Here is a 17,905-nt window from a genome sequence, read left to right on the forward strand (position 1 = left end):
AAATTTTCTTCTTTTTTGAGAAAAACATGACAAAGTAGCGGTTGATTCTGTAAAATGATGTCGAGGACCAAATATACTGTTCAAAAAAAATACATAGTTTTGGAAAAAAAATGAACAAACTTTATTATTCTTGTGAAGCATAATATGGGAAGTGGAACGTTAAGAAATGCTTAATTAAACGAGGATAGGTGCAACATTATATTGTAGAAGGGTAGGTGTAAACCGTTGTGGTAAAAGTACGCAGCGGGTAGAAATGGAAAATGAATCAAGAATTTTAATTGTAGACGATGAGGATCGTATTCGTCGTTTATTAAAGATGTATTTAGAAAGAGAGCAATACACAATTGAAGAAGCGGATAATGGTGATACAGCTTTAGAAATGGCGTTACAAAATGATTATGATTTAATCCTATTGGATATTATGATGCCTGGTAAAGATGGTATCGAAGTGTGTAAAGGGATTCGTGAGAAGAAAGCGACGCCAATTATTATGCTGACAGCAAAAGGTGAGGAAATAAATAGGGTACAAGGGTTTGAAGTTGGAACTGATGATTATATTGTAAAGCCGTTTAGCCCGCGTGAAGTAGTACTTCGTGTGAAAGCGGTATTACGCCGCGCTGTACCAACGACATTCTTTACACAAGATACAACGACGAAAGATGTTACTGTGTTCCCGCATTTAACAATTGATAATGATGCGCACCGCGTTACAGCGGATGGTAATGAAGTAAACTTAACACCGAAAGAATATGAATTACTATTATTCTTAGCGAAAGCCCCGGATAAAGTTTTTGACCGTGAGCAATTGTTAAAAGAAGTATGGCAATATGAGTTCTTCGGAGATTTACGTACAGTTGATACGCATGTAAAGCGTTTACGTGAAAAGTTAAGTAAACAATCACCAGATGCAGCGAAGATGATTGTTACCGTTTGGGGCGTTGGTTACAAGTTTGAGGTTGTGAACGACTGATGCTTTGGAGAAGTGTAGTAGGGAAGTTATGGATGACCATATTACTTCTCGTTTCGTTTGTTCTTGGATTTGTTGCTATTTTACTTTCACAGTTTTTTAGAACGTATTATGTTGATATGAGTCAAGCTAGGCTTCAGAAAGTTGCAACAAGTGTCACGGAATTAATTGAAGAAGGTGCCGATGTAAAAACGATTGAGGATATTGCTTACAAATTTTCTGATCCACTTTCAAGGATTATCATTGTAGAAGATGGTAAGGAAATTTCTTCTTCGCCGAAACAAGAAGGATTAGTTACTCTTACAATAGATGATTTGAAAAATGATAAAGAATTAGCGGCTGTATTTAAAGACAAAAAAGAAATTAAAAATAACATTAGAAAAGCTTCTAATAGTAGGAAGAATAAAAATACTGAAAATGATATTATGATCGTCGGGAAACCAGTACAGTCAAAAAATCAAAGTGCAGTGTTTGTATATGAATCATTGCAAGTTCCAATACAAGGTATGGAGAGAACGACTGATTTTATTTTCTTATCAGCCGGGATTGCGATTATTTTAACAACTTTCTTTGCATTTTTCTTATCTACTCGAATTACGGCACCGCTTCGTAAAATGCGTGAGGTTGCATTTGAGGTAGCGCGCGGGAAATTTGATACGAAAGCCCCTATGGTGTCGCAGGACGAAATTGGTGAGCTTGCAACTGCTTTAAATCAAATGGGGAAACAGTTGAAGTTTAATATGAATGCCCTGCAGCAAGAAAAAGAGCAGTTAGCTAGCATTTTGAGTAGTATGGCAGATGGTGTTATTACGTTAAATCAAGAAGGTGAAGTCGTTGTTATCAACCCACCGGCAGAACACTTCTTACAAGTTTGGCAAGAAGAAAAAGAAGTAGAGTTAATTAAAAAACTGCCTTCTGAACTTGTTGAACTATTCCATCTCGTTGTAGAAAGTGAGCAACAACAAGTTGTTGAAATTAATTTGCAAAAAGGTAACTACGTAGTTCTTATGACACCGCTTTACAATCAAACAAAAATTCGTGGAGCTGTAGCAGTATTGCGAGATATGACGGAGGAGCGTCGTCTTGAGAAAATGCGTCAAGACTTTATTGCGAATGTATCACATGAACTTCGTACACCGATGGTAATGCTTCAAGGATATAGTGAAGCAATTTTAGATGATATTGTGCAAACGAAAGAAGAAATTAATGAGTTTGTTCAAATTATTTATGATGAATCTGTTCGTTTAGGTAAACTTGTAAATGAGTTATTAGATTTAGCCCGTATGGAAAGTGGACATGTAGAGTTACATATAGGTGAAGTAGATATTCATCCATTTGTCGAAAAAATTGGCCGTAAATTCCAGGGGATTGCAAAGGATAAAGAAGTCCAATTAACAGTGGATTTCCAAAGTCCAATTGCACAATATCCGTTTGATGCAGACCGTATGGAACAGGTACTGACGAATTTAATTGATAATGCAATCCGTCATACAAATGCAGGTGGACATGTTACACTTGTAATTAATACGAAAAATAGTGGCCTTACTTTCGAAGTGCAAGATTCAGGTGTTGGTATTCCAGAAGAAGATATTCCGTTCTTGTTCGATCGATTCTATAAAGCTGATAAAGCGAGAACTCGCGGGAAAAAAATTGGAACTGGACTCGGGCTTGCGATTGCTAAAAATATTGTTCAAGGTCATGAAGGGAAGATTTTTGTATCAAGTGTCGTTGGAGAAGGAACTACATTCTCTGTATATTTACCAAATCGTATAATTTAGATATATATGTTTTTAAAAAGTTGATCATGAATAAAAGCTTTACTGTTTTTTATTTTTTTGTAAGTGCAATTAAATAAAGAATGGTAGAGTTTTTTTCTTTAATAATCAGAATGAAAATAAAAAGAGAGGTGTCATAATGAAATGAAACTTTATACAAAAACAGGTGATAAAGGGGAAACGAGTGTCATAGGTGGCCGAGTGGATAAAGATCATATACGTGTAGAAGCTTATGGAACAATTGATGAGGCGAATTCTCATATCGGATATGCCATGTCTAAATTACAAGAGGAATGTTTTCGTAACATTTATAACGAACTTGAAAATATTCAACATGAACTATTTGATTGTGGAGGGGATTTAGCAATAGTAGAGAAGAAGATCCCTTATAAAGTAACGATAGAGATGGTCGAGTATTTAGAGAGTCGAATTGATTCGTATACAGAAGAAGCGCCGCCTTTAGAGCGTTTTATTTTACCAGGCGGTAGCGAGATATCGGCTGCACTACACATTGCACGTACAGTTATAAGAAGAGCAGAACGTTGTATAGTGTCATTGCAAAAAGAAGGAGAAACCAATGAAATTGTTCTAAAGTATGTAAATAGGTTATCTGATTATTTATTTGCGCTTGCTAGAGTAATAAATGCGCGTTTACAAGTGAAAGATGTGGAATATAACCGCAGTGCACTTGTTTTTCGTAATAAAGAAGAGAAGGAAGTGGAGTAATACACTTTCTTTTTTTTGTATACTTTTTTCTGTAATATCCCACAATAGAGAAGGTATGACGGTTATTAGAAAACGGAGGATGTATATGAAAGCGTTAAAATGTGGCGTGGTGATATTGAGTGTATTATTTTTATCTCAATTACATGTTTACGCTGAAGGGAATCAGTGGATATGGCCTGTTGATGGGCAGATAAGTGATTATTTTGGGACAAGACATGGGAAACACTATGGTATTGATATAGCTGCGCCAATTGGAACGCCTGTTGCAGCTATTCAAAATGGTAAGGTGACAAAGTCTTATTTTTCAAGTAGTTATGGAAATGTTGTGTTTATTAAACATGGAGAATATGAGGCTGTTTATGCGCATTTAAATAAGAGATATGTAGTTCAAGGTGATAACATTTCAAAAGGAGAGCTAATTGGAGAGGTAGGGAATACAGGAGAATCGCGAGGAGCGCATTTACATTTAGAAGTGCATCAAGGGAGATGGACGATGGAGAAAAGGAATGCGATGAATCCGTTGCTTGTTTTAAATGAACAAAAAAATCAAGTTGTGTCATCATCACTATATATTGTACAAAAAGGTGATACTTTAGTGGGTATTGCCCGGAAATTTGGTATGACAGTTGAGGAAATTAAAGTGAGGAATGGATTGCGACAAGAGCAAATCTATCCGAACCAACAACTATACGTCAAGTAAAGGCAACGTCCCAAAAGCATAACTTTTGAATAAATTTATTTTCTTCTTATTTAAGATTGCGATAGTAAATGAAATTATATCGACATTTCGACAAGAAATGTCGATATAACAATAAAATGCGACAGTAAGAGCAACCTATCCTTAACGAAAAACCGTCCCAAAAGATCTTTTGGGACGGCTTCTTTTACCAAAAAATAAAGACACATATAAATCCAGTAATAGCTAAGTAGCTATATAAGTAAAAGACTTTTGTTCTTGTTTTTTCTTTTGTCCGAAATAGTACGATAGTTGGTTCGATTAGACCAATTGTAAGACAAAGTAAACCAAGAAGCATAAAGCCAATTGAAAGAGAATACAGGGCGATTTGTGGTGCTTGAAATGGAATCATCCATTTTAATAAAAATGCAATAAGTGCAGTGTAACAAATGCTACCGATGTATTTATTCAATGGTGTATCAGAACGGAAACCAGGAAGTTTCTTGGAAAACGGACGGGAAACAACTTCCGTTTGTAAAGATGTATGTTCTTCAATTATTTTTTGAGCTTCTTTTCCTTTTTGGAAAAGGGATAAAATCCAGTTTCGCTCACCTTGGAAAATAAATTGAGAAGTTGTTAAATAGTGATCAACTTTTACCTTATTCCAACTCTTCCATGGATGACGCTCACACAATTTTAATTTACTTTCTGTTTTTTTATCATACTGATAAATACTTATGCCATCTTGGTCAAAAGTAGCGTAGTATGTCTCTCTTGAGAATGTGCCTAGATCAATTGGACAGTAGAAAAGTAATTCTTTTTTCAAATAAAAGTATTCTTTTCTTAAGTTCTTTTTCATTGCTTCTCGAATAGAGTGTCTTTTATCTTTCTTCATGACATTTCCTCCATAACTCAGAAAATGTTCTTATCTTAACAATTCAACATCTTATCACTTTTGACGACATATGACTAGGGGGATTCATAGGAGAAATACCGAATTATAAAAAATATGGGTTGTATTGTAAAATATAGTGATCGTTTCTTTAATGATATAAAATTAATAACTTATTTTTAGTAAGTTACACTTTTTTTGTTCACAATACGATCATGTTGTTGTATAATGAAGTGGAAAATAGAATATCGGTCTATCTTCGGGGCAGGGTGAAAATCCCGACCGGCGGTGATGAACAGTTAATAATTTCGTTCTAAGCCCGCGAGCCGTTAAGGCAGGATTTGGTGTGATTCCAAAGCCGACAGTACAGTCTGGATGGGAGAAGATGGAGGTTCAAGCGTTCAAAAAAGATAAGTATTTGAACGTCTGTTTGATGTGCCTTAAAATTCTCCCTTTGTGTAAATCACAAAGGGTTTTTTCGTTCTATGAAAAATAGGCATAGCAGAACCTTTCCACTTTCCATGAGAAGATCGATGGAAAAGGAGAGAGAAAGATGAAACAAAAAAACAGTGTAGTGCAGATGGTGAGTGTAGCGATGCTAAGTAGTATTGCGTATTTACTAATGATGTTGGATTTTCCATTCCCAGGGCTTCCGCCATTTTTAAAAATTGATTTTAGTGATGTGCCAGCTTTAATTGCGGCAATAATTTTTAGTCCAATTGCAGGTGTAATTGTAGAAGCGATAAAAAATATTTTGCATTACGGAATTCAAGGAAGTTTAACGGGAGTACCAGTAGGAGAAGTAGCAAACTTTATAGCGGGATGTTTATTTATTGGTCCAGCAGCATTCTTATTCCGAAAGTATCGCACAGTAAAAAGTTTAACGACAGGATTAATGTTAGGTACAATTACTATGACAGTTATTATGAGTGTGTTAAACTACTTTATTATTTTACCAGCGTACACTTGGTTTTTAAATTCACCAGCTATGTCTAGTGATATTATGCGACAAACTATTGTAACGGCGATATTACCGTTTAATGTAATTAAAGGAATTGTTGTAACAATTGTATTTGTAGCATTATTTTCACGCTTGAAAGTATGGGTATTTGCAAAAATGAAAAATGCTTAAAAATATTAAACCATTGGCAGCGTAACTGCTAATGGTTTTTTTGTTAGTGAGAATGAAAAAGAGTGCAAAAAATCCCCCTCATACTTATGAGGGGGATTTTTTGAAGTTAATAAAAGACTATTCGAATTTTAAAGAGTCGCCATCAAATGATTCGTCAGCAACTTTAATTGAGTCAGTTGGACAACCTTCGAATGCATCCATCATATCTTCAATTAATACATCTGGAATTTCAACGATACCTTGGTTATCGTCTAATGTTACAAATGCAATGCCTTCATCATCATAGTCATAAATGTCTGGTGCAGCAGCACCACAAGCACCGCATGCAATACAAGTATCTTTGTCAACGATTGTATATTTTGCCATATTTTTTCCCTCCTGATAATATGTATGTGAAAAGTTCGCCAAAAAATTATAATCTTATTGTAAAACGGTTTTTAAAACTTTTCAACATAAAATTATAATGATAATGCTTATCAATTAGAGTGTCAACTTATTTTTGAATTATTTCATAAGATTTTCAAAATACTTAAATGTTATTTCGTTTGATACAATAGAATATATAAAAGCATGTAGTGTGAATATGATAAGTTGAATGAATAGCAGTTAATGTGCAATCATATTGAAAAAAGAATGAAGTTAGACTGAGAGGTGGAAGCGGTAATGCAGCTACAATATACTTTATTATATTGTTTAAAACAATTGAATGGTGAAAGAACCGTTTCTTCAATTTATTATTTACTAAAAGGAAAGAGATCGTCGCAAACATTACAAGATGGGAATATGTTTCAAATTTCTTTTTTGTTTGGGATTTATAAGTCATTAAATAGAGCTGATTATGATCAAGAAGTTGCAAAGTTGTTACAAACGGATTTAGTTCAAGGTATACATGATAATACATATGTGTTAACGACTGCTGGTAACGTGCAATTAAACAAATGGGAAGGTGACTTTGCCTTTCCGACATATTTAAATGGTTTACACTATGGGGAAATAGGTGAAACGTTTTGGAAGAGATTATCATTGATCGTTCAAACCATTTCGAATTTACAACAGGCGAATACGAAATTTATTCCAATTCAACAGGATACAGAAATAATGATGTGGGTGAAACGTTTTCTCACTGGAATACCGTATATGAGAAGTGAATTGGCTAAAAGATTATGGAAGGAAATGCATACTCTTTTACAAAAAAATAATCCAGTAGAGGCGACAATCGTAATATATCGGTTAACTGGGTATAAACGTATTGGGTGTACTTTACAACAATTAGCGGAAATTACGAAACAAGATATATTTCGAGTGTATTTTTTATTTTGGGGTACAATTCATTTCCTTATTCAAGAAGTTCGCAATAAAGAAAACGAGTTTCCATTATTAGCTGAAATTATATCGTATCCAAATGAGAAAGCTGATTTATTTAGTTTATCAACGAAAAAAACATATAATCTTTGGAGACAAGGACGCTCTTTAGAAGAAATAGCAACAATTCGGAATTTGAAGGTTGCCACGATAGAAGACCATTTTGTAGAAATTGCTTTACGAGAAAAAGAATTTTCTATTGAAATGTTTATGGAAAAAGAAAAAATGGAAAAAGTAACAAAAGTAATTGAAGCATTACAAACACGTAAATTGCGTGTGTTGAAGCAAGCGGTTGGAGAGGAAATCTCTTATTTTGAAGTACGTCTTGTATTGGCACGGATGGAGGGTATAAATGAAGCTTGAGGAATATTTATATAAGTGGTTTGGATATTCTGAATTTCGTCCGGGGCAAAAAGGAGTTATTACGGACTTATTGGAAGGAAAAGATGTTGTAGCAATGCTTCCGACTGGAAGGGGAAAGTCAATGTGTTATCAACTTCCGGGGCTTCTGCAAGAGGGTACGGTGCTTGTTGTATCACCATTATTATCTTTAATGGAAGACCAAGTTACGCAATTAAAGTATGTCGTGAAAAATCGAGTTATTGCATTGAATAGTTTTCGGACGTTAATTGAAAAAAGAGAAGCAATGAAAAAGCTATCTTTTTATAAATTTGTTTTCGTATCACCAGAGATGTTGCAGTCGGAACTTCTAATAAGAGAATTGAAAAAAATTCATATTTCATTATTTGTCGTAGATGAAGCGCATTGTATTTCACAATGGGGCTATGATTTTCGGCCAGATTATAAAAAATTAGATAAAGTAATTGAGAGTATCGGATCTCCGACGGTACTAGCATTAACAGCAACTGCGACAAAGGATGTACTGCGAGATATAGCGGAAAGTTTAAATCTAAAAAATATTGCTGAGCATGTGTACTCAATTGATCGTCCAAATATTGCGATGGAAGTGCAATTTGTGGAAACAATAGAAGAAAAAAAAGAGGCGCTTTTTGAGCATGTAATGTATTTGCAAGGGCCTGGTATTGTTTATTGTTCAAGTAGGGCCTGGACAGAGCGTTTAACCGAGTATTTAAGAGGAAAAGGAATTACAGGTGTAGCTTTTTATCATGGTGGTATGGAACATGAAGAGCGTATGTTAATTCAACAGCAGTTTATGAATGACCAGTTGCAAATTGTAATATGTACAAGTGCTTTTGGGATGGGGGTAAATAAGGCGAATACAAGATATATTATTCATTTTCAATATCCGACAAATGTAGCTTCCTATTTACAAGAAATTGGAAGAGCGGGAAGAGATGGAGAATTGAGTATAGCCATTTTATTATGTAGTCCATTGGATCACGATTTGCCAATTTCAATCATTGAAGATGAATTACCAAGTAAATCGCAAATACAATTTTTATTTTCGTTACTACAAGAAAGAATGTTTCAAACGAAAGTATTACCATTAGAAGATGTAGAAGGAATTTGTTATAATGCAGCAAGATTTAATGAACAGTATTGGCGCTTTACACGTTATCATCTCGAACATCTTGGAATCATACAACAGCGAAATCTCATGCTAGAGAGCTTGTCAGATGAAATAATGCACAGATTAATAGCGGAAGTGGAAGTGAGAATACGTAATAAATATAGTGAGCTAGAAAATATGAAGTCATGGATACAAGTTCAAGGATGTAGACGTGAATATTTATTACAACAATTCGGTTATAGAAAAGAAAAAGAGATAGAAAACTGTTGTGATTACTGTGGTATTACAAAAACGGATTATAAAAAAAGACGAGCGCAACAGTTAGTTTTCGACTATAATTGGGAAACAGAGTTACAAAAGCTTTTCGGCCTAGGAAAGATGGAGGAATGATGAACATTCAAAGGCATAATGTTGAAGATATGAGTCCGAGAGAAATAAGACTGAATCTCTACATAACACAACTAATCATTATTGGTATCGGTTGTTTACTAGCATATATATTATTTCAAGATAAAAGAGAAGTTTATAGTTTATGGAAATGGGAACCGGTTTCTATACTTTTAATAGGTAGCTTGTTAGCGATTTGTATTGTGTTATTAGATTATGTTGCAATGCGAGTGTTTCCAGAATCTTGGTTTGATGATGGTGGCATTAACGATAGAATGTTTCAAGGGATTTCTGTCATGCATTTACTCGTTATCACGTTTATTATTGGTTTTGCGGAAGAGTTTTTATTTAGAGGTGTAGTGCAGACTCATTTCGGAATTGTAATAGCGAGTTTAATTTTTGCTGTGTTACATATTCGGTATATAACGAAGCCTTTTTTGTTTTGTTTCGTCTGCTTTATTAGTTTTGTTTTTGGTTATGTATTCGAGTGGACAGGAAATTTGTTTATAACAATCTTTGCACACTTTCTTGTTGATTTTATAATGGGGCTCCAATTAAGAAAATAAATGGAAGGTGGTGGTGAACAACATGAGAAAACGAATTCCTGATTTTGAAGAGGAGTTAGAAGTTGAGCAAGTGGAAGAAGATGAAAGTTTACCGCCGCGTAGTGAAATTCATAGAAATAAAGAGAACAAACCAAAGTTTAAAATGAATCACATTTTCGTCCGAGTGTTAACATTTTTGTTCATATTGTTACCTATTAGTATCCTATGGTATACGGATAAATATATACAGGTAAAAAGTGATAGTAATAATGCTGAGAAAAGTGCGTTTGAAGTAATTTTCTTTGATTCCGCTAAGACTGAATCAAAGAAGCAGTCTGAGAAAGTAGCAACTCATGTTGTGAAAGATGGAGAAACTTTAGAAAGTATAGCGAAGCAATATTTCTCAGATGAAGATGGGATAGAAATAATAAAAAAGTATAATGATTTACAAGAAGACGAAGTGAAGGTAGGACAAGAATTGAAAATTCCTATAAAAGATAAGTCCACGAAGTATGAGAGCTAGCTAAATGAGTGATATATAGCTCCACATAAAATTAAGGACTATACTTTACGAGGAGGGAGAGTAAAAAATATATGTCATGGATTATATTATTATGTACTCTCATATGCATTGGTTTTGTATGTCTTCTTGGAATGTATAAAGAAGCGATGCGTAATACAGTGTTGGAACATACTTTAGTATTCGAAGAATTTCCGGAAAGTTTTCAAAAAGTTAAAGTTTTTTTTATTTCGGATATTCATAGAAGGATCATTTCTAGCTCGCTAATTGAACGAGTGAAAGGAAAAGCAGATATCGTAATTATTGGCGGTGATTTAGCTGAAAAAGGAGTACCTTTATCGCAAATCTCTTTAAATATTCAAAAGTTAAGAGAAATAGCCCCTGTATATTTTGTATGGGGAAATAATGACTATGAAATTGAATATCACGAATTAGATGCTTTATTAATAGAAAATAATGTGAAGGTATTAGATAATACAAGAGTTGTATTTGAGTCTGAATTAGGAGAGAAAATTTGCTTACTCGGTATCGATGATGTTGGATTAGAACGAGATCGTTTAGATTTAGCGTTGTCTGATTGTAAAGAAGAAGGTTTTCGCATTTTAATTAGTCACAACCCAGATATAATAAAGAAAATGTCTGGTAATGAACAAATTTCGCTCGTATTAAGTGGACATACACATGGAGGCCAGATTCGGTTGCTTCCATCTGAAAAGTATTTAAAGGGTGGCGTATATAAGCATTCTAATACGACTCTCTTTGTTAGTAATGGGTATGGAACAACATTGTTCCCTCTTCGTTTTCGGGCACCTTCCCAAACACATATCATTACGTTATGCGGAGGGAAATAATGCCGAATTCAAATGGAAAATATAATATAAAAGCTGTCTCAAATATACTCGGAATTCAACCGAGTACACTTCGCGCATGGGAAAGACGCTATCATATTATTGCCCCAAAGAGAAATCGTGCGGGGCATCGTTTATATACAGAAGAGCATATTCATATTTTGAAATGGTTAATGAACAAAGTTTCTGAGGGGATGATGATTGGACAAGCAGTTCAGTTATTAGAAGGGAATCGGTTGCAGAACAACGTTCAAAAAGAAAAAATTACTGATACAGAAGTTGTTTTAGTGGACGATATACTACAAGCTTTGTTAGAATTTGATGAAATTACAATTTCTGCATTATTAAACGAGGTTTTTAGTATATATTCAACGGAAAAGGTTGTTGCAAGCATCATTCTTCAAGTGGCAAACAAGTTGTTAACTTTAAAAAGTAATAATGAGATTACAATGTCGCAATTCAAATATGTTGTATCATTCTTACAAACACGTTTAGGAATGATCTATCATAATGCGTCGGTGTATTCTTCCGTTAACAAAGTTTTCGTCTTAGAAAATAATATATTAAAAGGATTTATTTTCGCGACGTATTTACGACTAAAAGGATATCAAACAATGTATATGGGGACAAGTTTAGATGAAGAAGGTATTTTACTAGCTATTGAACAATTACAACCTAAATATTTGTTTATATCTTTTGATGATGAACGAGAACTTGAAGAGGCAGTAGAATTTATTGACTTGTTACAAGAAAAAAATGAAAACATCTCTGGTGGTTTTATAGGAAGAAAAGATATTGGAGATCAATTAAATCTTCAAAATATCCTAATTGGTAACACGAAAGAAGAATGGGATGGATGGTTAAAGATGTCGGAATAGTCGTTCGAAAAGAACCATCTATTTTCTATTTCATATAATAAAAATTAGATGCAATGGTTACGTAGGGAGGGTATGAGATGAGACTGGAACGTTTAAATTATAATAAGATTAAAATTTTCCTAACATTTGATGATTTATCTGAACGAGGATTAACGAAAGAAGATTTGTGGAGAAATGCACCGAAAGTACAGCAACTATTCCGTGATATGATGCAAGAAGCAAATACAGAATTAGGGTTTGAAGCGGATGGACCGATTGCTGTTGAAGTATTTTCTCTACAAGCTCAAGGTATGGTTGTAATTGTAACAAAAGAAAATCACGAAGTGGACACAGAAGATGAGTTCCGTGACGAGTTTATTGAAATGCAAGTGACTCTTGATGAAAGTGAACATATACTTTACGAGTTTGCTACATTAGATGATGTAATCAATTTGTCAAATCGCTTATATAACCTTGGTGTAACTGATGGGAAGTTGTATACGTGGGATGATCGTTTTTATCTTTGGATAGAAGAAGAAGAGCAATTTCAATTATTGAAGGCGGATTTTATAGCTATTTTAGCGGAGTACGGTAATCCGTCAACAGCAACAATTTACCGCGTAATGGAATATGGTAAAGAATTAATGGATTCTCAAGCAATTGAACAAATATACAATTACTTTGTGAAAAAACAAAACCTCAGCTAATGTAACGTAGCTTGAGGTTTTATTTTTATTCAGCTGAAAATCTAAAATCTATAAAACGAAGTGTAGGTAACAAGACTAGCCGATCTGTATGTTAAAATGTAATCAGTATTTCTTGATGAAATAATTGTTTTATCGAATGTATTTTGATGAAAATAAAAAATATTTAAATATTTAAGTATTTTACTTTTCTAAAAGCAATAAAAGGACTATAATAATAGTGAAAACGCTTGCAATACAAAATAGTTTGTATATATTTGTTAGCGTTTTCTATTGCATTCCAAATTTAACGGTGTATACTAGGCAATGAAGGTTTACTAAACAAGTGAAATTACAGGGGGTTTACTTACTATGGTAGCCGAAAAGGGAACTCAAACGAAAACACAACAACAAGGGGAACAACATTTTGAATTGTTAAATTCAACACAAATTGTAATTAATGAAGCATTAGAAAAATTGGGTTATCCAAACGAAGTATATGAATTATTGAAAGAACCAATTCGTATGATGACAGTGAAAATTCCAGTTCGTATGGATGACGGGACTGTTAAAATATTTACAGGATATCGTGCACAACATAATGATGCTGTTGGTCCAACGAAAGGTGGAATTCGCTTCCATCCAAACGTAACAGAAAATGAAGTGAAAGCACTTTCTATTTGGATGAGTTTAAAATGTGGTATTGTTGATTTACCATATGGTGGAGGTAAAGGTGGAATCATTTGTGACCCACGTGAGATGTCTTTCCGTGAATTAGAAAGATTAAGCCGCGGTTATGTACGAGCAATTAGCCAAATTGTTGGTCCGACAAAAGATATTCCGGCTCCAGATGTATTTACAAACTCACAAATTATGGCATGGATGATGGATGAGTATAGCCGTATCGATGAATTTAATTCACCAGGATTTATTACAGGTAAACCACTTGTATTAGGTGGATCACACGGACGTGAAACAGCGACTGCAAAAGGTGTAACAATTTGTATTCGTGAAGCTGCGAAAAAACGTGACATTGATATTAAAGGTGCACGCGTTGTTGTTCAAGGATTTGGTAATGCGGGTAGCTTCTTAGCTAAATTTATGCATGATGCAGGCGCGAAAGTAATTGCAATTTCAGATGCTTACGGTGCACTACATGATCCGAATGGATTAGATATTGACTACTTACTAGATCGTCGCGATAGCTTCGGTACTGTAACAAAACTATTTAATAATACAATTTCAAATACAGAACTGTTAGAACTTGATTGCGACATTTTAGTTCCTGCTGCAATTGAGAACCAAATTACAGGAGAAAATGCTGATAAGATTAAAGCGAAAATTGTGGTTGAAGCTGCAAATGGTCCAACTACATTAGAAGCAACAAAAATCTTAACAGATCGTGGTATCTTACTTGTTCCAGACGTATTAGCAAGTGCTGGTGGCGTTACGGTATCTTACTTTGAGTGGGTACAAAATAACCAAGGTTACTACTGGACTGAGGAAGAAGTAGAACAACGTTTAGAAAAAGTAATGGTAAAATCATTCGATTCAATTTATGAAACATCACAAGTTCGTAAAGTGAACATGCGCTTAGCTGCATACATGATTGGTGTTCGTAAAATGGCTGAGGCTAGTCGCTTCAGAGGTTGGGTATAATATATAATGTTTTGAGAAAACGTGATTTCCTTTCGAGGGAATCGCGTTTTTTTGTTGAAGTATTAAATGAGGTGTTGTATATGGGGAATGAAATAATGGAACGAGTAGACCAATTAGGTGTTAGAGGGTGAACTTGCAAGAGCTAAGAGAGCCCGAAAAACAAGTGTCGTTAGGGTGTTCGGCGAAGGATTATTGTTTTTAATATTTGGTGCAGTTGTAGTTGGAACAATTATCGCGTTTATATTCACAATTATTACTTGGTTTGGTGAAAAATAGAATAAAAAATAAAAAAGAACGCTTGTTCTACACGAACAAACGTGCTATACTTTCCTTAGATAAGCAAAACGGAAATGATTTTAAGGAGAGATAAATGATGAAAATGACAGTAGACCAAAGATTTATGATGCCAGCCGATGTTGTAGAACGAGTGGAAGTATTACGAAACAAACAAAGCAAGCGTGGCACATTATTACAATCGGTAAATAAATTTTTCGGTTTAGATACGAAAGAAGATTGTATTTGGTTTTACGGTTTTTATGGAGTGGCTGTAAGTATTGTATTATTTATGGTATTCACATCAAATATTTTCGATGTTCTCTTCGCATAAGAAATATGCCATAAGGACATTGCCACCGAATACATATATAAGGAAGTAAGGTAATTTTTTAGGGCGGGAGTTGGTAGTAATGGCGATGTTCCCTATAGAGCGTAACTATATTGGGTATGGAAATTCACGACCAGGAATTCCTCTTTCAAAAGTAAGATTTATTGTAAGTCATGACACGGGGAACCCTGGTAGCAATGCGATAGGAAATCGGGATTACTTTAATGAAATACAACCGAAAGCTTCAGCGCATACATTTATTGATGATAAAACAATATTAGAAATTGTCCCTATAAATGAAGTTGCGTACCATGTTCGATACAATGTGCCAACGGATAATGAGTTATTCGGTTATGATGCGAATAAGGCTGCAATTGGGGTTGAACTTTGCTATGGTGGCGACGTAAACTTTTGGGAGGCGTATACTCGTTTTACGTGGTATCACGCTTATTTATGTCAAAATTTCGGTTTAAATCCTAAAAAGGCTATTGTGTCACACAAAACGTTGGATCCTACTCGGAAAATCGATCCTGAGAATGTATTAGGGCAACAAGGAATTAAATTTCAGCAGTTTTTAGCAGATGTCTATCGGATGTATGTTTCGTTTAGATGACAAATATATGAAAAATGAATACAATAAAGATAGATGCCTACTGCTGTAAGTAGGTTTTTTCTTGTTTATATAAATAGAGCAGAGGTAGAAGACTAGGAGTGAACTAAGTATGCAAAAAGAAACAGTTATTATTATCGGAGGCGGTCCATGCGGATTAGCAGCGGCGATTTCGTTGCAAAAAGTGGGGTTAAATCCGTTAGTAATCGAAAAAGGAAACATTGTAAATGCAATTTATAATTATCCAACTCATCAAACATTTTTCTCCTCTAGTGAAAAATTAGAAATTGGTGAAGTTGCTTTTATTACAGAAAATCGTAAGCCATTTCGTAATCAGGCGCTTGCGTATTATCGTGAAGTAGTAAAGCGTAAATCTATACGTGTAAATGCATTTGAACGAGTGGAACAAGTTCAAAAAGATGGTGATGTTTTTAAAGTTGAAACGACGAAGCGTGACGGAAACAAAGAAATATATGTTGCGAAATACATTGTTGTCGCAACTGGATATTATGATAATCCGAATTATATGAATGTACCTGGTGAGAAACTTGAGAAAGTAGCTCATTATTTCAAAGAAGGACACCCTTATTTTGATCGAGATGTCGTTGTAATAGGTGGTAAAAATTCAAGTATAGATGCAGCGTTAGAGCTTGTTAAATCGGGTGTACGTGTAACAGTTCTATACCGTGGTGGGGAATACTCGCCAAGTATTAAGCCGTGGATTTTGCCGGAATTTGAGGCGTTAGTACGAAATGGGACAATTCAAATGCATTTCCATGCGCATGTAAAAGAAATTACTGAGCATACGTTGACGTATACAGTAGATGGTGAGGCAAATACAATTCAAAACGATTTTGTATTTGCTATGACGGGTTACCATCCAGACCACAGCTTCTTAACAAAAATGGGAGTTCGGATTGATGAAGAAACAGGGCGCCCGATTTATATAGAGGGTAGTATGGAAACAAACGCTGAAAATATTTTTATTGCAGGTGTAATTGCTGCGGGGAATAACGCAAATGAAATATTTATCGAGAACGGTAGATTCCATGGAGATGCGATTGCGCAAACCATTGCATCAAGAGAAGAATAAAAAGAAGCTGTCGAAATCTTCGACAGCTTCTTTTTTAATCGTGCATAAACATATGTTGGATTGTTTCGTGAGAGTTTGTGTTTTCTAGTGCGACTAGTAATTTAATTCGCGCCTTTTGAGCGTTTAAACCGTAGGTGAAAACAATGCCCATATCTTTTAATTGTTTTCCGCCACCTTCATAAGAGTATACGTCTTGAACGATACCGTTAAAGCAGCGTGAAACTAATACAATCGGAATGCCTTTTTCTATTAATCGCCCTAGACTAGGAAGTGTTCTTGGAGGTAAATTACCTTGTCCAAGTGCTTCAATAACAATTCCGTCTACTGGTAGTGTTTCGATTGCTGATAATAATGTATCATCCATACCTGCGTATGCTTTTAGAACGACAACGTTTTTAGAAATCTGTCGTACTGTGCATGTTTCGTGATGCACTAAAGCATGATGGAAAACAACACCACGTTTTGTTACCATGCCAATTGGTCCGTACTGTGGACTTTGGAAGGTCGCGACATTACTTGTGTGCGTTTTTGTTACATTTGTAGCACAATGTATTTCGTCATTTAATACGACTAGAACGCCTTTTTCAGCAGCTTCATTACTACTAGCAACTTTTACAGCTGATAAGAAATTATATAGACCATCGGCACCTAATTCATTACTAGAACGCATTGCCCCTGTCACAACGATTGGGATAGTTGCTTGAACTGTTAAATCAAGAAAATAAGCTGTCTCTTCTAATGTATCGGTACCATGCGTGATGACTACGCCGTGAATATCGTCTTGTTTTACTCTTTCGTCAATGATGACTTGCAATTGTAGCATTTCGCTAGGAGTCATGTGAGGAGATGGAAGATGGAACACATCTTCGACAATTAAATCAACATCGCCTTCTAAATCAGGAATAAATTTTAAAAGAGGATTCTTTTTACCTGGTTGTACGACCCCAGTTTCTTTATCTTCCTCCATTGCAATTGTTCCACCTGTGTGTAAAACTAGGATTCTTTTCAATGCTTATACCCCTTTCAAGTTGAAAAATACATTTAGAACATAACATGTTTTGAGTAAATTCGACAATG

General features: G+C 34.8%; 19 protein-coding genes, 1 pseudogene and 1 riboswitch. Of the genes and pseudogenes, 17 read left to right on the forward strand and 3 right to left on the reverse strand.

Annotation, left to right across the window (positions count from 1 at the left end):
* Window positions 1–253 precede the first annotated feature (253 nt).
* From resD to DET63_RS14060, 4 genes are all read left to right on the forward strand, one after another.
* Window positions 254–970: a DNA-binding response regulator ResD gene (resD, locus tag DET63_RS14045; RefSeq protein WP_002064500.1), complete on the forward strand. Its 717-nt coding sequence runs from the start codon at window positions 254–256 to the stop codon at window positions 968–970.
* Window positions 970–2,745 carry a sensor histidine kinase ResE gene (gene resE, locus DET63_RS14050; protein WP_142675681.1) on the forward strand — a complete coding sequence of 592 codons (1,776 nt, stop codon included), beginning with the start codon at window positions 970–972 and terminating at the stop codon, window positions 2,743–2,745. Before resD ends, resE begins: the two co-directional genes overlap by 1 nt.
* Before the next feature lie 141 nt (window positions 2,746–2,886).
* Window positions 2,887–3,468, forward strand: coding sequence for a cob(I)yrinic acid a,c-diamide adenosyltransferase (locus tag DET63_RS14055; protein ID WP_016092975.1), 582 nt, complete (start codon window positions 2,887–2,889; stop codon window positions 3,466–3,468).
* 85 nt (window positions 3,469–3,553) lie between these two features.
* A complete protein-coding gene (locus DET63_RS14060) occupies window positions 3,554–4,168 on the forward strand; it encodes a peptidoglycan DD-metalloendopeptidase family protein (protein ID WP_113937037.1) in 615 nt (204 codons plus the stop codon).
* 184 nt (window positions 4,169–4,352) lie between these two features.
* On the opposite strand, the gene DET63_RS14065 is transcribed toward DET63_RS14060, so the two are convergent.
* Window positions 4,353–5,039: a hypothetical protein gene (locus DET63_RS14065; protein WP_002011767.1), complete on the reverse strand. Its 687-nt coding sequence runs from the start codon at window positions 5,037–5,039 to the stop codon at window positions 4,353–4,355.
* A 248-nt stretch (window positions 5,040–5,287) separates the two neighbouring features.
* Window positions 5,288–5,427, forward strand: a riboswitch (FMN riboswitch).
* 162 nt (window positions 5,428–5,589) lie between these two features.
* Between DET63_RS14065 and DET63_RS14070 the strand changes: the two genes are divergently transcribed.
* Window positions 5,590–6,168 carry an ECF transporter S component gene (locus DET63_RS14070; RefSeq protein ID WP_002011769.1) on the forward strand — a complete coding sequence of 193 codons (579 nt, stop codon included), beginning with the start codon at window positions 5,590–5,592 and terminating at the stop codon, window positions 6,166–6,168.
* A 117-nt stretch (window positions 6,169–6,285) separates the two neighbouring features.
* Here the strand turns inward: DET63_RS14070 and DET63_RS14075 are convergent, their stop codons facing one another.
* A complete protein-coding gene (locus DET63_RS14075) occupies window positions 6,286–6,534 on the reverse strand; it encodes a ferredoxin (RefSeq protein ID WP_001151994.1) in 249 nt (82 codons plus the stop codon).
* Between the two features lie 297 nt (window positions 6,535–6,831).
* On the opposite strand from DET63_RS14075, the gene DET63_RS14085 reads away from it, so the two are divergent.
* The 12 genes and pseudogenes from DET63_RS14085 to DET63_RS14140 all read left to right on the forward strand — a co-directional run bounded on the left by DET63_RS14085 (window position 6,832) and on the right by DET63_RS14140 (window position 16,828).
* Entirely contained in the window at window positions 6,832–7,893 is a 1,062-nt protein-coding gene (locus DET63_RS14085) for a YpbB family protein (protein WP_002086645.1), read from the forward strand.
* Window positions 7,883–9,412, forward strand: coding sequence for a RecQ family ATP-dependent DNA helicase (locus DET63_RS14090; protein WP_113937039.1), 1,530 nt, complete (start codon window positions 7,883–7,885; stop codon window positions 9,410–9,412). Before DET63_RS14085 ends, DET63_RS14090 begins: the two co-directional genes overlap by 11 nt.
* On the forward strand, window positions 9,412–9,975 hold the full coding sequence (locus DET63_RS14095) for a CPBP family intramembrane glutamic endopeptidase (RefSeq protein WP_002064506.1): 564 nt from the start codon (window positions 9,412–9,414) through the stop codon (window positions 9,973–9,975). The genes DET63_RS14090 and DET63_RS14095 overlap by 1 nt, the downstream gene beginning before the upstream one ends.
* Window positions 9,976–9,997: 22 nt before the next feature.
* On the forward strand, window positions 9,998–10,477 hold the full coding sequence (locus DET63_RS14100; protein ID WP_002030746.1) for a LysM peptidoglycan-binding domain-containing protein: 480 nt from the start codon (window positions 9,998–10,000) through the stop codon (window positions 10,475–10,477).
* 71 nt (window positions 10,478–10,548) lie between these two features.
* Window positions 10,549–11,325 carry a metallophosphoesterase gene (locus DET63_RS14105; RefSeq protein ID WP_113937040.1) on the forward strand — a complete coding sequence of 259 codons (777 nt, stop codon included), beginning with the start codon at window positions 10,549–10,551 and terminating at the stop codon, window positions 11,323–11,325.
* A complete protein-coding gene (locus DET63_RS14110) occupies window positions 11,325–12,200 on the forward strand; it encodes a MerR family transcriptional regulator (protein ID WP_113937041.1) in 876 nt (291 codons plus the stop codon). The genes DET63_RS14105 and DET63_RS14110 overlap by 1 nt, the downstream gene beginning before the upstream one ends.
* A 77-nt stretch (window positions 12,201–12,277) precedes the next feature.
* Window positions 12,278–12,886, forward strand: coding sequence for a genetic competence negative regulator (locus DET63_RS14115; RefSeq protein WP_002011786.1), 609 nt, complete (start codon window positions 12,278–12,280; stop codon window positions 12,884–12,886).
* Window positions 12,887–13,234: 348 nt separating this feature from the next.
* Window positions 13,235–14,521, forward strand: a complete 1,287-nt coding sequence (gene gudB / locus DET63_RS14120) for an NAD-specific glutamate dehydrogenase (RefSeq protein ID WP_113937042.1) — start codon at window positions 13,235–13,237, stop codon at window positions 14,519–14,521.
* A gap of 80 nt (window positions 14,522–14,601) precedes the next feature.
* Window positions 14,602–14,797: pseudogene (locus DET63_RS14125) on the forward strand (hypothetical protein).
* 94 nt (window positions 14,798–14,891) lie between these two features.
* Entirely contained in the window at window positions 14,892–15,128 is a 237-nt protein-coding gene (locus DET63_RS14130; protein WP_002011789.1) for a DUF3961 domain-containing protein, read from the forward strand.
* A 79-nt stretch (window positions 15,129–15,207) separates the two neighbouring features.
* On the forward strand, window positions 15,208–15,738 hold the full coding sequence (locus tag DET63_RS14135) for a peptidoglycan recognition protein family protein (protein WP_002011791.1): 531 nt from the start codon (window positions 15,208–15,210) through the stop codon (window positions 15,736–15,738).
* 109 nt (window positions 15,739–15,847) lie between these two features.
* Entirely contained in the window at window positions 15,848–16,828 is a 981-nt protein-coding gene (locus tag DET63_RS14140) for a YpdA family putative bacillithiol disulfide reductase (protein WP_113937043.1), read from the forward strand.
* 34 nt (window positions 16,829–16,862) lie between these two features.
* Here the strand turns inward: DET63_RS14140 and ansA are convergent, their stop codons facing one another.
* Window positions 16,863–17,837: an asparaginase gene (gene ansA / locus DET63_RS14145; RefSeq protein WP_002030754.1), complete on the reverse strand. Its 975-nt coding sequence runs from the start codon at window positions 17,835–17,837 to the stop codon at window positions 16,863–16,865.
* Window positions 17,838–17,905: the final 68 nt, after the last annotated feature.

This window comes from Bacillus sp. DB-2 (assembly GCF_003315125.1).
Classification (GTDB): domain Bacteria; phylum Bacillota; class Bacilli; order Bacillales; family Bacillaceae_G; genus Bacillus_A; species Bacillus_A mycoides.